Source organism: Arthrobacter sp. SPT-J7 (genome assembly GCF_059089965.1).
This window is the reverse complement of record NZ_JBNHFF010000050.1, coordinates 1-17,484: the sequence shown is the minus strand read 5'-3', so window position 1 is coordinate 17,484 and position 17,484 is coordinate 1. Positions and strand designations below refer to the sequence as shown.

The window sequence follows — 17,484 nt, the reverse complement described above, 5'->3', positions numbered from 1 at the left end:
CAAGAAGCGCTGCCTCCGGCGACGAGTGCAAGGCGGACCAGCAGCGGGCAGCCGAGGCTGCCGTGGTCTCCACCGCCCCGGCCCACCTGCAGGAAGCCGCCGCGGACCTGGCACCGGCTGCGGCCCACCATGCCCGCAGGGTGGGGCTGAAGGAGAAGGTTGCGGGCAGCTTCACCTGGTTCACCGCCACCGTGGCCGCACTCTTCGCCGTGGCCGCGGGCGCGGGAATGGTCCTCAGCGGCACTGACGTGGGGATTGTGGCAGCACTGGAAACCGGCGGCCACCAGGCCGAGATCGGCATTGTTTTCCTGTTCTGGTGCGCCGCTTCCGTCGTGGGCGGGCTCATTTACGGTGCCATGCACCGGCCCGTCTCGCCCATTGTCCTGCTCCTCGGCATGGCAGCGCTGACCATCCCCATGGGCTTCGCCCACGACACCTGGACGCTTGCCCTGGTTGCCATCCTTCCGGGGCTCCTGTGCGCCCCGGTACTCTCGTCAGCCTCCGAGAAGGTGGCAGACCTGGTGGATGAGGCGCGGCGCGGCGAGGCGATGGGCTGGTACGGCTCCGCCCTCACCGCGGGCGTTGCGCTCGGGGCACCCCTGGCGGGCGTCTTCATCGACCAGGTGGGGCCGTCCGGGGGCTTTGTCTCGGTGGGTGCTGCAGGCGTGGTGCTGTGCCTTGTCGGGCTGGTGCTCCAGCGGCGCCGCAGAAGCAGAATCAAAGCCTAGGGCACGGGTCTTCTGTCCAGATATGCGGTCTTCTGGGACGTTAACCCTGCAGGGACAAAAATTCGAAGGGGAACAGCACGACGGCGGGCCGCCCCTCGTGAGGGATGGCCCGCCGTCGTGAACTGCTTAGGGATGCGTTACGGTGTCAGTTCACCGCGCCGGTGTACTTCTCGCCCGGACCCTTGCCCGGAGCGTCGGGGATCAGCGACTCTTCGCGGAAGGCCAGTTGAAGTGAACGCAGGCCGTCACGCAACGGACCTGCATGCTGGGAACCGATCTCCGGGGCAGCCGCGGTGACCAAACCGGCCAGGGCCGTGATCAGTTTCCGGGCTTCGTCCAGGTCCTTCAGCTCCTCGGCGTTGTCTTCGGCAGCAAGGCCGAGCTTGACGGCAGCGGCACTCATCAGGTGAACGGCTGCAGTGGTGATGACCTCGATGGCCGGCACTTCCGAAATGTCGCGGATCTGCCGGGAGACGTCGGAACCGGCGTCCGCAGGCTCGAAAACGTATGAATTACTGTCTGGGGTGCTCATACTGGTAAGCTTGACACAGACCGACTGGATGTCGTTATTTCAGAGATTGTGCCAAACGATCAAGGTTCCCACCGGCGCTTTACTGCGTTGACGGGAATTTTTTCTGTAAGATGGCATCCAGTTTGCAAGCGGAGTTCTCTCCCACCCGCGTCAGCCGCTGTTCCGCAGGATCCATGGAACGCAAGGTTGCCGGGTACTGGTTGGCATCGGAACCGGCACATGCCGGAACCTTCGTGCAGTCCCTTGAGCGGGACGCGCACAGCCAATCCTCGAGGCCTTCGATTGCTCCGGCAATTGGGGGCCTTCTCTTTTTGCCGGGATCCCACAACAACACAGGAGCTTTAACATTAGCGAGCCAAGAATCAATGAGCGTATCCGCGTCCCCGAGGTGCGGCTGGTCGGCCCTGCAGGTGAACAGGTAGGAATCGTCCGTATTGAGGATGCCCTGCGTCTGGCCGCCGAGTCCGACCTTGATCTCGTTGAAGTTGCACCTCAGGCCAAGCCTCCGGTGTGCAAGCTGATGGACTTCGGCAAGTACAAGTACGAAGCCGCGGTCAAGGCACGTGAAGCACGGAAGAACCAGACGAACACCGTTCTGAAGGAAATCCGTTTCCGCCTGAAGATTGACACCCACGACTACGAGACCAAGCGCGGGCATGCACTGCGCTTCCTCGGCGCCGGGGACAAGGTCAAGGCCATGATCCAGTTCCGTGGCCGCGAACAGCAGCGTCCGGAAATGGGCATCCGGCTTTTGCAGCGTTTCGCCGAGGACGTCGCCGAGGTCGGCGTGGTTGAATCCAGCCCGCGCATCGACGGCCGGAACATGGTCATGGTAGTTGGCCCGCTGAAGAACAAGGCTGAGGCTAAGGCTGAAGCGCGCCGCGCAACGCAGCGGGCTGAAGCCAAAGCGGAGAACGAAGCCAAGGCCTCCGGCCGTGTCGACGTTTCAGGCAGCGACCAGGCACCCTTGACGCAGTCCCTTGCGGATCTGCTTCCTGAGGGATTCACGGTCTCGACGGAACCGGAAGCAGTAGCTGAAGCTCCCGTGCAGGACGCGGCTCCCGCCGTCGAACCTGCCGAGGCTGCGGCGCCTGCGAAGGAAGATGTCCAGGAGGCTCCCGAGCAGGAGGCTGTCAAGGAAGCTCCTAAGCAGGAAGCTCCCAAGCAGGAGGCTCCCAAGCAGGAGGCTCCGAGGAAGGAAGCCCCCAAAGCTCCCGCACCTAAGGCCGCTGCCCCCGCGCCAAAGGCTGCTGCACCGGCCCCCAGGCCGGCTGCTGAGAAGCCCGAAGCTGCCAAGCCGGCAGCTGCGGCGCCGAAGCCCGCAGCAGTTCCTGCTCCGCCCAAGCCGGTGGCCAGGCCCGCTGCACCCAAGCCCGCCGCCCGCCCTGCCCCCAAGGCAGTGCCCAAGCCGGCTGGCAAGAAGACCACTTAGTCCATAGCTGCCGGAGGTCGCCCTCCGGCAGTCAGCAACCAGCACGCCGCCCCCAGGGGCAGCTGCGCGATAGAACTGCAGGCCCAGCCTGCGGACATGTAAGGAGATCGGTTCCCATGCCGAAGATGAAGACCCACAGTGGTGCTAAGAAGCGCTTCAAGCTGACCGGTAGCGGCAAGCTGCGCCGCCAGCAGGCCAACCGCCGCCACTACCTCGAGCACAAGTCCTCCAGGCTGACCCGCCGCCTCGCCGGCGACAAGATCGTCTTCAAGGGCGACGCCAAGGTCATCCGGAAGATGCTCGGCATCTAGTTTCCAAGTTCTTTGACTGACCACCACCTGGTGTAGGTCACCTACCAAAAAGCCTTCTCAGGCCGCCGGGAATTCCGGCAGTAGATGCTTGGGAGCAGAATTTTCGAAGGAGTACGCACGTGGCACGTGTGAAGAGGGCGGTCAACGCCCACAAGAAGCGCCGGGTTATCCTTGAACGGGCAAAGGGCTACCGTGGACAGCGTTCACGCCTGTACCGCAAGGCGAAAGAGCAGCTGCTGCACTCGTTTGTGTACAGCTACGGCGACCGCAAGAAGAAGAAGGGCGACTTCCGACGCCTGTGGATCCAGCGCATCAACGCTGCTTCCCGCGCCAATGGCCTCACCTACAACCGTCTTATCCAGGGCCTGAAGGCCGCTGAGGTTGAGGTTGACCGCCGTATGCTGGCCGAGCTGGCCGTCTCCGACGCCAACGCCTTCGCCGCACTGGTCCAGGTTGCCAAGGACTCGTTGCCGGCCGACACCTCCGCCAAGAAGGTCGTCGCTGCACAGTAGCTCCTGCCTTCCCTCATACGAGGGGCAGTTCAGGAACTGGTGGCCCTAGCCACTAAAGTTTCCTATATGAACGAAACCGGGCGCCCGCAGGATTTTCCACTTTCCAACCCCCGAGCAGATCGGGTCAAGGATGTGGCAAAACTCGCCGGGCGCCCGGCGCGTTTAAGGCGCGGACAGTTCCTGGCGGAGGGTCCCCAGGCAGTCCGCGAAGCGCTGAAGCTCCACCAGAAGCGCCTTGCCGGGGGTGCCCCGGGCGTGGTCACCGAGGTGTTTGCCAGCGAAGCCTGCCTGGACCGGTTTCCCGAATTCGAGGCGCTGTCAGAGGGGACGAACGCGCGGCTGGCCACAGACGAAGTCCTCGCCGCCATGGCCGACACCGTCAACCCGCAGGGCATCATCGCCGTCTGCCGTTTCCTTGACGTGGCGCTTGAGGAAGTGCTCGACGCCGGCCCGCGCCTGATTGCCGTACTGTGCCAGGTCCGCGACCCCGGTAACGCCGGAACCGTCCTGCGTGCGGCGGATTCCGCAGGAGCAGACGCCGTGATCCTCACGGGCTCCAGCGTCGACATCTACAACCCCAAAGCGGTCCGCTCCACGGCCGGATCCCTGTTCCACCTTCCGGTGGTGCTGGGGGCTGACGTCAACGAACTGGCGGCGGCTTGCCGGGTCCGGGGGATCGGGATCCTGGCTGCCGACGGGTACGGCTCCCTCAACCTTGATGCGCTGCAGGACGAGAACGCGCGGCGCCGGCTGACCGGGGACGGCGCCCCGTCAGAGTATGACCTGGAAGACCCCACTGCCTGGCTGTTCGGAAATGAAGCGCAGGGGTTGTCCCAGGAGGAGCTCGACCTCGCTGACCACAGGGTGGCCGTGCCGGTCTACGGTGCAGCAGAAAGCCTGAACCTTGGCACTGCCGCTACTGTTTGCCTCTACGCCAGTGCCCGTTCGCAGCACCTGCCGGCCGCCCTGACGGCATAGCTTTTGTCGGTAACCGGGCACATAGCGAGGGCCCCGGTTCCTCCGGAGCCCTCGCCTGTGTGAAATTTGGTGTACAAGGAACTCAGGGCGCGCGTGAGGTCTTCCCGCGCCCGGTGATGGCACCGTAGATTCCGGCGACCACCAGGCCGCCTACGATGGCGAGAATCCACGTGCCGAGATCGAAGAAGGCGAGATCGCCCCTGTTGAAGAGCATGCTGCCGATCCAGCCGCCCACAATTGCGCCCACCACGCCAAGAACCAGACTGGTGACCCAACCACCGCCTACACTGCCGGGCATTACGGCTTTAACGATGGCCCCAACGATGAGGCCGAGAATTATCCAAGCAAGAAAACCCATGTCTCCTCCTTATGGTGACCGGGATAAACCCCTCCCGATGAGCATCAAGCTAACATAGGGCCTGCTCAATGTCAGCAGGCTCAGGGACTGCCGCTGGCCGCCCTGCAATCAAGCGGTCAGTGGCCTTTTGCGCTCCAGCAAGCCGCTTATCACGGCAACGCCCAGGCCCAGGACGGCAAGGCATGCGCCAACCAGCGCGGGGGCAACATAGCCCCATCCCCAGGCGATGACCAGTCCGCCAAGGAAAGCCCCGAGGGCGTTGGCAACGTTCAGGGCGGCGTGGTTTAAGGACGACGCCAGCGACGGTGCATCCGGGGAGGCATCCAGCAGGCGGGTCTGCAGCGCGGGGACGAGCATGGAGCCCGCTGCGCCCACCACGAAGACCATCACCAGGGCTGACCAGGGCCACTGGGCGGCGATCGCGTACACCACCAGGGCCACCGCGATGGCAGGCAGCACGCTGTAGAGCGTACCCATCACGGATTTGTCGGCGATCCTGCCGCCGACGACGTTGCCGGCCACCATGCCCAGTCCGTAAAGGGCCACCACCAGCGGAATCAGCGCCGACGGGAGTCCGGCAACGTGGGTCATCGTGTGGGAGATGTAGGTGTACGTGGCAAAGAAACCGCCAAAACCCACGATGCCGATCGTGATGGCAAGCCACACCTGGAGTCGTTTTAACGCCCGCAGTTCACGGCGGATGCTGGCGTCAGGGTGGACTTCATGGAACGGAACAAACCGCCAGATCAGCACCAGGGTCAACATTCCGATAAGGCCGACCAGGATAAACAGCAGCCGCCAGCCGTAAGTCTGTCCCACCCAGGTTGCCGCCGGAACCCCGATGACGTTGGAAATGCTCAGGCCCGCCATCACCATGGAGATCGCCCAACCGCGGCGGGTGGGCGGGACGAGCGAGGCGGCGATAACGGCAGCAACACCAAAAAATGCGCCATGCGGCAGCCCGGCCGCGAATCGCGAAACCAGCATGGTTCCGTAGTCCGGGGCCAGGAAAGACGCGAGGTTGGCGACGGTAAAGAACAGCATGAGACCGAGTGCCAGGTTCTTGCGCGGAAGTTTTGCACCGACGGCGGCAAGCAGCGGTGCGCCAACCACCACCCCAAGCGCGTAGGCGGAGATGAGGTGCCCGGCTTCGGGCGTGCTGATACCCAGGCCCTGTTCCACCTCCTTGAGCAGGCCCATCATGGTGAACTCGGTGACGCCGATTCCCACCCCTCCCATCGCCAGGGCGAGGATCGCCATCGCGATCTTGGGGGAGGACGTGCTTTTTGCCGTGGGTGAGTGGAGGACGCTGCTCATGTGCCTGCTTTTCGAAGTGCTGCTGATACAAGGTTGGACTGCAGCCACGGCAGTGGGGCTGGAATGAGGCCTGGACCCCCGGGAAAACCTCCGGTGGCTTACAGGTATTCCCGGACAAGGACTGAGTGCCCGGGCCTTTCCATTGTCCCCCATAGAATAGGGCGGTGACTGGACTGATACAGGTGGTGGGCGGGGCCATAGTTGACCGCCTCCAGGAACCTTCCATGTTGCTCGTGGCGCGCCGCAGTGCGCCGGAGAAGCTGGCCGGGCTCTGGGAGTTCCCGGGTGGCAAGGTGGAACCGGGCGAAGAGCCGGAGGCAGCGCTGTGTCGAGAGCTGTCCGAGGAACTGGGCATCGGGGCGCGTCTGGGCGGGGAGCTTCAGGCCGAAGCCCGCAACGGCTGGCCGCTGAACGAACGGGCCAGTATGCGGGTCTGGTTTGCGGAAATCGTCCACGGTGAGCCCCAACCCCTCGAAGACCACGATGAGCTGCGGTGGGTGTCCCTGGACAACCGCAACGAGGTCCTGGGCCTGCCGTGGATCCCTGCTGACTTTCCCATCGTGCGTGCCCTGCTGGCGGAGCTGGCCCTACCGGCCGGAAAAGGGCGCTCCTAGAAGAGGGTTTCCTGTCCCGCCGGGCCTGAGGTGCCGGACGAGGCACCGGATGCCGCAGGACGCGATGCTGCCTTCCAAGTAGTGGGCGACGGCGAAGCGGGCTTTCCCGACGGTGTTGTTCCCGGACCCCCTTCAGTTGCCGTGGCCGGGATGATGCCTGCCGGGTACTCCGCCTCCTCCCCGCGGGGATCGTCCAGGTCCCGGTGGCTGAAGCCGGACGAATGGGAAAAGCCGTGCAGTGCCTTGAAGTAGCGGATTTTCCCGGCGAGCCAGGTGCGGTATTCCTTTGAAGCGTAGGAACCCGTTCCGTACAGGCGCCGGTAGCGGCCGGCGAGCCCGGGATGGTTGGCGGCGATCCACTTCATGAACCATTCCCTGGTGCCCGGCTTGAGGTACAGCGCACCGGCCGTTACGCCGGTGGCGCCGGCCGAAGCGAGGGAAGCGAAGAGTGAATCCAGGGCTTCGTCGCTGTCCGAGAGCCACGGCAGGATGGGCATGGCCATAACCCCGCACGGCAGCCCGGCATCCCGAAGCCGGGACACAACCTTCAGCCGTGCCCGCGGTCCGGGCGTGCCGGGCTCGACGGCTTCCGACAGCGCTTCGTCAGTCATGGCCAGCGAAATGCCGACGCCCACCGGTACCTGCGTGGCCGCGCTCTTCAGCAACGGGATGTCCCTGGCCAGCAGTGTTCCTTTCGTGAGGATGGATAGGGGAGTGCCGGAATCAGCCAGGGCGTTGATGATCCCGGGCATCAGCTGGTAACGGCCTTCGGCGCGCTGGTAGGGGTCTGTGTTGGTGCCCAGGGCCACCTGCTGGTGGGTCCAGGACGGTTTGGCCAGCTCTTTCCGAAGGACCTCGGCCGCGTTGACTTTCACAACCACCTGGCTGTCAAAGTCCAGCCCGGCGTCGAAATCAAGGTAGGTGTGGGTCTTCCTGGCGAAGCAGTAGACGCAGGCATGGCTGCAGCCGCGGTAAGGGTTGATGGTCCACTCAAAAGGCATCCGTGAACCAGCCGGAATTTTGTTGAGCACCGATTTGGCAGTGACCTCATGGAACGTGATCCCGGCGAAATCGGGTGTGGTCACAGACCTGACCAGGCCGGCGAGGGGAAGCAGCGCAGGTGGCGCGCCAGCGGCAAGAGTTTCTGCCGGCGGCGGCAATAATGCTTGGGCATCCCATCTCATGCGTTCTATTCGAATGTATGTTCGAACTTAAGTCAAGCGTTGCGCAGCCCGCGCTTTTCCACAAACGGGACTAGACACCGGCCAGGAGCTCCCATACCACGGTGATGGCCGCGCCCACTTGGTAGTCTCCCGCCTCAACGGTGAGTGATTCGACAGCAGCCGCCCGCTGCATCCGCGCCAGCGGCACCGGCTCCTGGACCGGGTTGTTGTCCGCCACCGAAACCACCCGTCCCAGTCGTGTGGAGGAAAGCTGGGCGTACTGCCGGGCGGTCCTCAAGGCGTCCAGCCACGCCGCCTCCCGCGCACGTGCACGCACCGCCGCATCGTCGCTGAATGTGAGTTCAAGGCCATTCAGGCGGACATCGTTGCCGCCCGCCCCGACGGCGTCCGAGATTGCGGGGGAGGCGGTATTGAGTGCCCGCAGCCTTACGGTGAGGGTGCTGGCTGCAATGTATCCTGTGACGCGCTGTCCTTCGCCTTCACTCCACACGAGGTCTGCGCGCACGTTAAGGCCAGTGGTGCGAATGTCGGACCCGGCAACGCCATGCCGGCGGAAGGCGGAAGAAACTGCTTCGGAGCTGGAGCCCGCCCGGGAGTAGGCGGCCTCCACCGAGTCGGCACGGCACTCCACGCCAATCGAAACCACCATCAGGTCAGGGGCAGCCTCCGCCGAACCGATACCGGTGACGCTGACGGTACCCGCGGCCTGGGCCCCACCGGAACCAGAGCCTGCGGCCTGAGCGCCGCCGGGCTGATACCCGCCAGGTCCGACGTCGTCACTTGCTGCATCGCGGCCGGGTTCCGTGTGCATCGGTCATGCCTCCGCTTCAGAGGGGCTGGGGTGCCAAGGCCGGCGCCCGGTCCCGGAAACAGGGTATCCGCCGGCCTGCAGTCCAGCATGGCGTTCGAAGACGTTGCCCGTGCCCGGATTGCCGGTACGGACCAGGGACCAGGTGGCGGCGAGGAAGTACAACGGGAGGAAAGGGATACCCAGGCACCACGCGTACTGGGAGCAGTGCTTTTCCTCGTGCCCCAGCAGCGCCGGCCGGGACAACAGGTCAGCCGCGGTGCAGCGGCACAAGACCACGTTCCCCAGGGTGAACGCGCCAGCGAACGGCAGCCGCCACCGGTATCCGGCGGCTATAAGCAGGCCACGCGGCCCGTGGCTGAGGTCCGTCCTTGCAGCGGCGGCCACGGCGAGTCCGAGGACAGTGCTGCCGTTGATGACATTGGCAACCAGCCGCAGCCGCTGCGGAACAGTCAGGGGCGGCCGAAGCCCCGCAGGCTGCCGTGGTGTCATGAGGACATGGTAGCCGGGCCGTTCAATTAGACTGGAGGGCAGTGGCCGCCGGCTCTGCCGGTATGCCCTGACCTGGTCATTGAATGAACTGAAATTTGTACGTGAATTAAGGGCATTCATCCATGACCTGCCAGTGACGGACGAGCCGCCGGGAAACCGTGCTGGCTGCCCGTTCACCGGCAGCCACGACTCGTAGCTAAGAACAGTAGATGACTGAAACTTTGCCGGGCGCCGCCATCCCGAACCCCACGGATGAAGCCGCCATCACTGCCGCTGTAGACCAGGCCACCGCCGCCATCGCCGGTGCGGCCACCCTTGACGAACTGAAGGCGGTGAGGCTCGCGCACACCGGTGAGAAGTCGCCGCTCAGCCTCGCCAACCGCGAAATCGGCAAGCTGCCCAAGGACCAGAAGGCCGTCGCCGGAAAGCTGATGGGCGCATCCCGCGGACGGGTCAACAAGGCGCTCGCGGACCGCACGGCAGAGCTGGAAGCGGAAAACGACGCACGCATCCTCCTCGAGGAGACGGTTGACGTCACCGCCGCTCCGCGCCGTCGTCGCGCCGGTGCCCGCCACCCCTTGTCCACCCTCCAGGACCGCGTCGCGGACATCTTCGTGGGCATGGGCTGGGAAATCGCGGAGGGACCGGAAGTTGAATCGGAGTGGTTCAACTTCGATGCACTGAACTTCAAGCCGGACCACCCCGCCCGCGAGATGCAGGACACCTTCTTTGTGGAGCCGCCCGAGGCCCATCTCCTGATGCGCACCCATACCTCCCCGGTGCAGGTCCGCTCCATGCTGGAACGCGAGCTGCCCATCTACGTGCTGTGCCCCGGCAAGGTGTTCCGCACCGACGAGCTGGATGCCACGCACACTCCGGTGTTCCACCAGTTTGAGGGCCTGGCCATCGACAGAAAGCTCAGCATGGCTGACCTGCGCGGCACCCTTGAGCACTTCGCACGGCAGATGTTCGGCGACGAAGCCCAGATCCGGCTGCGCCCCAACTACTTCCCGTTCACCGAACCGTCCGCGGAGCTGGACATCTGGCACCCTGGCGCCAAAGGCGGCCCGCGCTGGATCGAATGGGGCGGCTGCGGCATGGTCAACCCCAACGTGCTCCGCGCCGCCGGCATCGACCCGGACGCCTATTCAGGTTTTGCCTTCGGCATGGGCATTGAACGCACCCTTATGTTCCGCAACGAAGTGGGGGACATGCGCGACATGATCGAAGGCGATGTACGTTTCAGCGAGCACTTCGGGATGGAGATCTAACAGTGCGTATCCCACTTTCCTGGTTGCGTGAATTCGCAGAGGTACCGGCCGGAGCGACGGCCGAAGAGGTTATGACCGAGCTGGTCAAGGTCGGTTTCGAAGAAGAGGACGTCCATCGTCCCACGGACACCGTGCAGGGTCCTATCGTGGTGGGCCAGGTCCTGAGCCTGGTCAAGGAACCGCAGACCAACGGCAAGACCATCAACTGGTGCCAGGTCCGCGTTGTGCCCGAGGGGCAGGAACAGACTCTCACCGGCAAGGGCATTGATCCCTCCGGCGTGCAGGGCATCATCTGCGGGGCCCACAACTTCGTGGAGGGCGACAAGGTAGTGGTGACGCTGCCGGGCGCGGTGCTGCCGGGCAACTTTCAGATCTCCGCCCGGAAGACTTACGGCCACCTCTCGGCCGGCATGATCGCCTCGGTCCGCGAGCTGGGCATCGGCGAGGACCATGACGGTATCCTGGTGCTGTCCCGCATCGGGCTGGATCCGGAAATCGGCACTGATGCCATGGAACTCCTGGGCCTCTACGATGAAGCTGCGGAAATCAACGTCACCCCGGACCGCGGCTACGCCTTCTCCATCCGTGGTGTTGCACGCGAGTACGCCCACGCCACCGGTACCTCCTTCACCGATCCCGCTTCCCGCGTCAACGCTCCGGCTGGGCTTGCGGGCGGCTACGGCGTCAAGATCAACGACGACGCCCCCATCTACGGAAAGCCGGGCTGCGACCGGTTTGTGGCCCGCACCGTCCGCGGCGTGGATGCCACCCGGCCCACGCCACCGTGGATGAGCTCCCGCCTGCGGCTGGCCGGGATCCGGTCCATCTCCCTGCCGGTGGACATCTCCAACTACGTGATGCTGGAACTCGGCCAGCCCACGCACTGCTACGACCTCGACAAGCTGTCCGGGGACATCGTGGTGCGCCGGGCCCTGGCCGGCGAGAAGATCACCACCCTGGACGGTAAGGAACGCAGCCTCGACGCGGAAGACCTGCTCATCACAGACGATTCCGGTGCCATCGGTATCGCCGGCGTCATGGGCGGGGCCGCCACGGAGGTCAGCGACTCGACGTCGAACGTCCTCGTTGAGGCCGCGCACTTTGATGAGGTGTCCATCGCCCGGTCGCGTCGGCGCCACAAGCTCCCGTCTGAAGCATCCAAGCGTTTTGAACGGGGTGTTGACTGGCAGGTGGCCGGCATCGCCGCCCAGCGTGTGGTGGACCTCCTGGTGGAACTGGCCGGTGGCACGGCGGACGAGCCGGGAACCGACGTCGGGACCGCCCCTGACTCCGTCACGATTGAGCTTCCGGCAGCCTTTGCTGCCGCCCGGATCGGCATCGATTTCACAGAAGAGCAGATCGTCACCTCCCTTGAGGACCTTGGTGCAGCCGTGGTGAAGAACGACGGCGGCTGGAGCGTTACCGCCCCGAGCTGGCGGCATGACCTGGAAACCAAGGAGGACCTCTCCGAGGAGATTGCCCGCCTGGTGGGCTACGACCAGATCCCGGCCACGCTGCCGGTGGCGCCACCCGGGTGCGGCCTGACGCGCGCGCAGCAGCAGCGCCGACGCCTGATCCAGGCACTGGCCGATGCGGGACTCACGGAAGTCCTGTCCTACCCCTTCGTCTCCAAGGCTGCCAACGACACCTTCGGCGTGGCCGAGCAGGGTGCCGGCCGGACTGCGGTCAAGCTGGCAAACCCCATCAGCGAGGAGCAGGGCTTCCTGCGAACCTCCATCCTGCCGGGACTCATCGAAGTGGCGAAGCGCAACCACTCACGCGGTTTCCGGGACCTGGCTCTCTTCGAGTCAGGCCTGGTGTTCCTGCCGGCCGAGGGGATGGGCACAGACTCCATTCCTCCGCTCGGGGTGAAGCCTGCCGATGAGGTACTGGATGGACTGTACGACGGCGTTCCCGCCCAGCCGTTCCACCTTGCCGTGGTCCTCACGGGACACGATTCCCCTGCCGCGGCTGCCCATGCACCGCGCGTGTGGGACTGGGCAGATGCCCTGGACATCGCGCGCCTTGCCGGGGACGTCCTGGGCGTGGAGGTAGTGGCCAGCCAAGGCAGCCACCAGGCATTCCACCCCGGACGCGCGGCGAAACTGTCCCTGCGGACAGGGGAAGTGGTGGGTTACGCGGGAGAACTGCACCCCAAGCTCCTCGCCGCTTCGGACATGCCGGCGCGCTCGGTCGCCATGGAGATCAATGCCGACGCCTTGTTTGAGGCCGCGCCGGACGTGATCGTGGCGCGCCACATCTCTACATTCCCGGTGGCCACCCAGGATGTGGCGCTGGTGGTCCCTGCCGAGGTACCGGCCGATGACGTGCTGGCCGCACTCCGCGAAGGCGCCGGTGAACTGCTGGAGGACGTAGCGCTGTTCGATGTCTACGCCGGCAAGGGCATCGACGAGGGCAAGAAGTCCCTGGCCTTCGGACTCCGGTTCCGTGCAGATGACCGTACCCTCACGGCGGACGAGGCATCAGCTGCACGGGAAGGCGCGGTGGCACTGGCGGCCGAGCGCTTTGGCGCGGTCCAGCGCTAGGCCCGCAGCACCAACTCCCATGGATCCCAGGCTGGCCCTGCGGGCGGTTTACATCTCTGCGGATATTCCCCGCCCGCAGGCGGACCACCGGCCCGCCGGTGGGTTGGTTCCCCTGCAGGCAGAAACGCTCCGGGCAGCCGCGATGGAGCCTGGGGCAGCCGCGCGCTTCCTGGCCGGCAGGGCAGCACTGCGCCAATTTGCGGGCGACCTCCTTGACGTCCCTGCCGGTGAGATGACGCCGGCATACACCTGTCCGCACTGCGGGTGCGGACCCGGCCTTTCCCACGGCCGCCCGGGCTTCACCCATCACGGTCAGCCGCTGCCCCTGCTGCTGAGCATGGCCCGGACCGGCGAGTGGGTTCTGCTGGCGGGCCTTACGGCGCCGGCAGCGGGGGAGCGGCTGGGGATCGACGCCGAAGATCCTGCCCGGCTGGCCTTTGACGGCTTTGACGCCGTGGCCCTCGCGGACGAAGAAAAGCAAGCCCTTGCCGCGTTTGCGGGACCCGCCCTGCTCCGGGAACGCGCGCGGCTGTGGACTAGGAAAGAGGCCTGGCTCAAAATGACCGGCGAGGGGCTCCGGACGGATCCCCGGGAGGTGGCCGTACTGGACAAGCCGGAGCTGAAGGACCTGCCGCCTGCCGCATCCGGCCTGCCGGCGTCGCTCGTTGCTGCAGTGGCACTCGGTTGACCGGCAGCCCGCCCAGGCACGACGGCTACGCGGGCAGCGGTGGAAGGGCCGCTTCAAAGAGCCAGGGGTGGAGCACTGCTTCGGCGTCGATGCCCGCCACACGGTTTGCCATCAGCACGAAGTCTGCTGTTGAGACCGATCCATGGCGGTGGGTTCTGGTCCATTCCTGCAGCAGCGTGAAGAAGGTAGGATCCCCGCAATGCCTGCGGAGTGCGTGCAGTGCCAGTGCGCCGCGTTTGTAAACGCGGTCGTCAAACATCAGCGCCGGTCCCGGATCTCCCACCAGCAGGTCCTGTTCTGCAGCAGACAACCCCCGCCAGGCAGCCGCCGCCCGATCGTTGGCGCCCATGACGCCGGCCTCCTCAGACCAGATCCACTCTGCGTAGCAGGCGAAACCCTCATGCAGCCAGATGTCGTGCCACGCCGACAGGGTCAGGGAGTTGCCGAACCACTGGTGCGACAGCTCATGCGCAATAAGCCGCTGGGATTCCCACTCGGGGCTGAGGTGGTTCCGCCCCAGGATGGACAGTGACTGGGCTTCCAGCGGGATCTCCAAGACGTCGTCGGCCACCACCACGGTGTAACCCGGGAAGGGGTACGGGCCGAAGCGCCGGACGAAAGCCGCCATCATGTCACGCTGCCGGCCCAGTCCGTCCGCTGCCGCGTCAGCCAGTGCCGGGGGCACGGCAACGGTCTGCCCCACCCCGCCGGCAGAACCGTCGTCAAGGACCAGGACGTCATACCTGCCGATCTGCACCGTAGCCAGGTAGGTGGCCATCGGCTCTTCCTGCTCGTAGGTCCATGTCTCCCTGCTGGACCCGCGCGCATGAGCTACCAGCACGCCGTTGCAGACGGCCCGGTAGTCTGCATCCGTGGTGACCGAGATGCGGTAGCTGGCCTTGTCCCGGGGGTGGTCATTGCAAGGAAACCAGGATGGGGCGCCGTCGGGTTGTCCGGCCACCAGGACGCCGTCGGTCAGTTCCTCCCAACCCACCTCGCCCCAAAGCCCGCGGCGGGGAGCAGGATTGCCCTCGTACCGGACGTCCACAGTGAAGCTTTCACCAGGGACAAGGGCAGTGTCCAGGTGCACCACCAGTTGCTCGGCCCGCTGGGAAAAACGGCGCATCCGACGGCCGTTGAACTGCACTTTGACTGCGCGGAGCCCCACCAGGTCAAGCACAACGGCCGAAGCGGTCCGGTTCGCCACCGCGTGCAGCAGCGCCCTGCCGCTCAACCGGTTGCTGGCCAGCTTGTAATCCAGCTCCAGTCCGTAGCTCGACACGCTGTAGGCGTCAGTGCCATGGTGCGCCACATAGGGGTCGGACCGCAGGGCGGGTCCCGTCCGGTTGGAACGTCCGCGGACTGATTCTGGCGAGCTCATGACGGGGAGGGCCTCAACTAAATGCTGTTGGTGGACGGCGGTGGTGTTGCTGGTGTTGCCGGACGCTTCATTTCCCCTGTTGCAGGACCGGGCCGGCCCAAGGGCTGACGGGGTTGCCCATCCAGTAAGTTCCGGCCGGTACTGTTTCCCCGCGCATCACCAGCGACGCCGGGCCAACTGTTCCACCATGGCCGATCCTTGCCTGCGGAAGGATGACACCGTGTGGTCCCATTGTTGCGCCGTCTTCGAGCGTAACAGGGCCGATGCTCATGATGCGGTCGTGGAACAGGTGCGTCTGCACCACACAGCCCCGGTTAACCGTCGAGTTCGCGCCCAGGGAGACGAGATCCGCCTCCGGCAGCCAGTAGCTCTCACACCAGGTTCCGGAACCGATCTTGGCGCCAAGGGCACGCAGCCACCAGACAAGGGCCGGAGTGCCGGTGGCCGCGCGGGCGAACCAGGGCGCGCTGACCACCTCGATAAACGTGTCCACCACTTCGTTGCGCCAGATGAAGGAACTCCACAGGGGGTGTTCGCCGGCCTTGATCCGGCCAATAAGCAGCCATTTTGCTGCCACCGCGCTGCCGGCTGCCACCGCTCCGGCCAGGAGCATCACCAAACCGCCCAGCAAGGCAGCCACGGCATACCCGTAGCCGGACGCCAGCCAATCGAAGGCCAGCAGTACACCGGCGGCCAGTCCCACCGTCAGCACAACCGGGACGAACCGGCAGGCCTCCCAGAGGGCCCGGGAAATCTTCAGCCGGCGCGGCGGCTGGTAGGTGAGCGCGTTGTCTGACGCGATGGCGGTGCGGCGCAACCGGACCGGCGGACTTCCCAGCCAGGACGTTCCGGACTTGGCCTTCGACGGCGTGGCCGAGAGTACGGCCACCAGCGAGTTCTTCGGGACATTGCGACCCGCTCCGGTCATTCCCGAATTGCCCAGGAAAGACCGCTTGCCGATTTTGGCAGGAGCGATCCGCAACCAGCCGCCGCCGAGCTCATAGGAGGCCACCATCGTGTCATCAGCCAGGAAGGCGCCCTCTCCCACTGTCGTCATTTTCGGGAGCAGCAGCACGGTGGAAGCCTCCACGTTCTTCCCGATTTTTGCTCCCAGCAGGCGAAGCCAAACAGGTGTGAAGAGGCTGGCATAGATGGGAAACAGCAGCTCCCGGGCCAGATCCAGGACGCGTTCCGTAGCCCAGACCTGCCAACCGATCCGGCTTCGCACACGGTAGTAGCCTTCATGCAGACCCAGTCCCAGCAGGCGGGTGGTTCCCAGGACCAGCAGCAGGTTCGCCGAGAACCACGCCAGGGCGGCAAGGGGCAGGGAAGCCAGCAGGGGACCCCAGGCTTCCGCCAAGGAACTGTTGCCCCTGATGAACAGGAAGACCACCAGGCAGGCCGCCGCTGCGGAAAGGTAGGGGATCATGGCCAGCAGGGTGCTGGCCGCGGCAAAGGCAGTAAACCAGAGCCTCGACTGGAGCCCTCCGGTGGCAGGCTGCTCCGGCCAGTTCTGCTTTGCCTTGCCCCGGCGATCCGCGGGGGAACCGGCTACCAGCTGACCGGCCTTTACCTTACCCAGGACTGCTGAACCTGGCTCCACCTGCCCGCCGGCTCCAATGCTGGCACCTGGCATCAGGGTGCTTCGGGCGCCCACCGTGGCGCCTGCGCCGATGCGGATGGCTCCAATGTGCACGCTGTCCCCGTCGATCCACCATCCCGAAAGGTCCACCTCGGGTTCCACGTTGGCTCCGGTGCCCAGCGAGAGAAGCCCGGTCACGGGCGGCAGCGAGTGCAGGTGCACGTCGCTGCCGATCTTCGCGCCGAGGGCACGCGCGTAGTGGGGCACCCATGCTGCGCTGGCCAGGCTGACCGCTCCTGAAAGGTCCTGGATCTGCTCAGCCAGCCACAGCCGCAGGTGGACTTTCCCGGATCTGGGGTAGGTTCCCGGTTCAACATTCCGCAGCAGGATCCGGGCCGCTGCCACAGACAGGCCCATGCGTCCGGCAGGGCTGACGAATACCAGCCAGGACGCTCCTACCCACCACCAGGACACCGTGGCCGCACCGGTGAAACCGGCCAGCCCGGACAGCAGGTTATTGCCCGCCATGAGGTACGTCAGCCACCGCATGCCAACGAGAATGTGCAACGGCACACCCATCAGCGTCTGGAAAACCTGGGACTTGCGGGCGGTGGGCCGGACCTCCCGGACCTTGGCAGGACCGGCTGGTGTTCCCCCGGGCAGCGACTGGCGTGCCACGTCAATCAGGGCACCCACGCGGGGCGTGGCGTAGATGTCCGCCACCGTAATGGTCGGGTAACGGACCCGGAG

At 65.5% G+C, this 17,484-nt stretch carries 17 protein-coding genes; 9 read left to right on the top strand and 8 right to left on the bottom strand.

Going from position 1 to position 17,484, the window contains the following annotated elements; all coding sequences use genetic code 11:
- Positions 1-728, top strand: a 728-nt coding sequence (locus AC5RWX_RS21775) for an MFS transporter (protein ID WP_494098385.1), incomplete at its 5' end; no start/stop codon positions are given.
- A gap of 145 nt (positions 729-873) precedes the next feature.
- On the opposite strand, the gene AC5RWX_RS21770 is transcribed toward AC5RWX_RS21775, so the two are convergent.
- Positions 874-1,260: a DUF1844 domain-containing protein gene (locus AC5RWX_RS21770; RefSeq protein ID WP_494098384.1), complete on the bottom strand. Its 387-nt coding sequence runs from the start codon at positions 1,258-1,260 to the stop codon at positions 874-876.
- 388 nt (positions 1,261-1,648) lie between these two features.
- Here AC5RWX_RS21770 and infC point away from each other — a divergent pair, with 388 nt between their 5' ends.
- The 4 genes from infC (at position 1,649) to AC5RWX_RS21750 (ending at position 4,493) form a co-directional block, all read left to right on the top strand.
- Entirely contained in the window at positions 1,649-2,692 is a 1,044-nt protein-coding gene (infC, locus tag AC5RWX_RS21765) for a translation initiation factor IF-3 (RefSeq protein WP_494098383.1), read from the top strand.
- 116 nt (positions 2,693-2,808) lie between these two features.
- Positions 2,809-3,003, top strand: a complete 195-nt coding sequence (gene rpmI, locus AC5RWX_RS21760) for a 50S ribosomal protein L35 (protein WP_009358635.1) — start codon at positions 2,809-2,811, stop codon at positions 3,001-3,003.
- Between the two features lie 119 nt (positions 3,004-3,122).
- Entirely contained in the window at positions 3,123-3,515 is a 393-nt protein-coding gene (gene rplT, locus AC5RWX_RS21755) for a 50S ribosomal protein L20 (RefSeq protein ID WP_163164571.1), read from the top strand.
- Positions 3,516-3,581: 66 nt separating this feature from the next.
- Positions 3,582-4,493 carry a TrmH family RNA methyltransferase gene (locus AC5RWX_RS21750; protein WP_494098382.1) on the top strand — a complete coding sequence of 304 codons (912 nt, stop codon included), beginning with the start codon at positions 3,582-3,584 and terminating at the stop codon, positions 4,491-4,493.
- An 82-nt stretch (positions 4,494-4,575) separates the two neighbouring features.
- Here the strand turns inward: AC5RWX_RS21750 and AC5RWX_RS21745 are convergent, their stop codons facing one another.
- Both AC5RWX_RS21745 and AC5RWX_RS21740 read right to left on the bottom strand, forming a co-directional pair.
- On the bottom strand, positions 4,576-4,851 hold the full coding sequence (locus AC5RWX_RS21745; protein WP_494098381.1) for a GlsB/YeaQ/YmgE family stress response membrane protein: 276 nt from the start codon (positions 4,849-4,851) through the stop codon (positions 4,576-4,578).
- Between the two features lie 108 nt (positions 4,852-4,959).
- Complete coding sequence (locus AC5RWX_RS21740; protein WP_494098380.1) at positions 4,960-6,168, bottom strand: MFS transporter; 1,209 nt, start codon at positions 6,166-6,168, stop codon at positions 4,960-4,962.
- Positions 6,169-6,332: 164 nt separating this feature from the next.
- Here AC5RWX_RS21740 and AC5RWX_RS21735 point away from each other — a divergent pair, with 164 nt between their 5' ends.
- Entirely contained in the window at positions 6,333-6,782 is a 450-nt protein-coding gene (locus tag AC5RWX_RS21735; RefSeq protein ID WP_494098379.1) for a (deoxy)nucleoside triphosphate pyrophosphohydrolase, read from the top strand.
- Here the strand turns inward: AC5RWX_RS21735 and AC5RWX_RS21730 are convergent.
- The 3 genes from AC5RWX_RS21730 to AC5RWX_RS21720 all read right to left on the bottom strand — a co-directional run bounded on the left by AC5RWX_RS21730 (position 6,779) and on the right by AC5RWX_RS21720 (position 9,266).
- Positions 6,779-7,966 carry an Rv2578c family radical SAM protein gene (locus AC5RWX_RS21730; protein ID WP_494098378.1) on the bottom strand — a complete coding sequence of 396 codons (1,188 nt, stop codon included), beginning with the start codon at positions 7,964-7,966 and terminating at the stop codon, positions 6,779-6,781. The two genes, AC5RWX_RS21735 and AC5RWX_RS21730, sit on opposite strands and share 4 nt — an antisense overlap.
- Positions 7,967-8,036: 70 nt before the next feature.
- Positions 8,037-8,777, bottom strand: coding sequence for an SIMPL domain-containing protein (locus AC5RWX_RS21725; protein ID WP_494098377.1), 741 nt, complete (start codon positions 8,775-8,777; stop codon positions 8,037-8,039).
- 3 nt (positions 8,778-8,780) lie between these two features.
- Positions 8,781-9,266, bottom strand: a complete 486-nt coding sequence (locus AC5RWX_RS21720; RefSeq protein WP_494098376.1) for a hypothetical protein — start codon at positions 9,264-9,266, stop codon at positions 8,781-8,783.
- Positions 9,267-9,475: 209 nt separating this feature from the next.
- Here AC5RWX_RS21720 and pheS point away from each other — a divergent pair, with 209 nt between their 5' ends.
- From pheS to AC5RWX_RS21705, 3 genes are read left to right on the top strand one after another with little or no spacing between them, the layout of a single operon-like run.
- Positions 9,476-10,537 (top strand): phenylalanine--tRNA ligase subunit alpha, encoded by a 1,062-nt coding sequence (gene pheS, locus AC5RWX_RS21715; protein WP_494098375.1) that lies wholly within the window; start codon positions 9,476-9,478, stop codon positions 10,535-10,537.
- 2 nt (positions 10,538-10,539) lie between these two features.
- Positions 10,540-13,083: a phenylalanine--tRNA ligase subunit beta gene (gene pheT / locus AC5RWX_RS21710; RefSeq protein WP_494098374.1), complete on the top strand. Its 2,544-nt coding sequence runs from the start codon at positions 10,540-10,542 to the stop codon at positions 13,081-13,083.
- 19 nt (positions 13,084-13,102) lie between these two features.
- A complete protein-coding gene (locus AC5RWX_RS21705; RefSeq protein WP_494098373.1) occupies positions 13,103-13,771 on the top strand; it encodes a 4'-phosphopantetheinyl transferase family protein in 669 nt (222 codons plus the stop codon).
- A 25-nt stretch (positions 13,772-13,796) separates the two neighbouring features.
- Here AC5RWX_RS21705 and AC5RWX_RS21700 read toward each other — a convergent pair whose 3' ends face one another.
- Positions 13,797-15,152, bottom strand: coding sequence for a M1 family metallopeptidase (locus AC5RWX_RS21700; RefSeq protein WP_494098372.1), 1,356 nt, complete (start codon positions 15,150-15,152; stop codon positions 13,797-13,799).
- Between the two features lie 67 nt (positions 15,153-15,219).
- Positions 15,220-17,484, bottom strand: a 2,265-nt coding sequence (locus AC5RWX_RS21695) for a Pls/PosA family non-ribosomal peptide synthetase (protein WP_494098371.1), incomplete at its 5' end; no start/stop codon positions are given.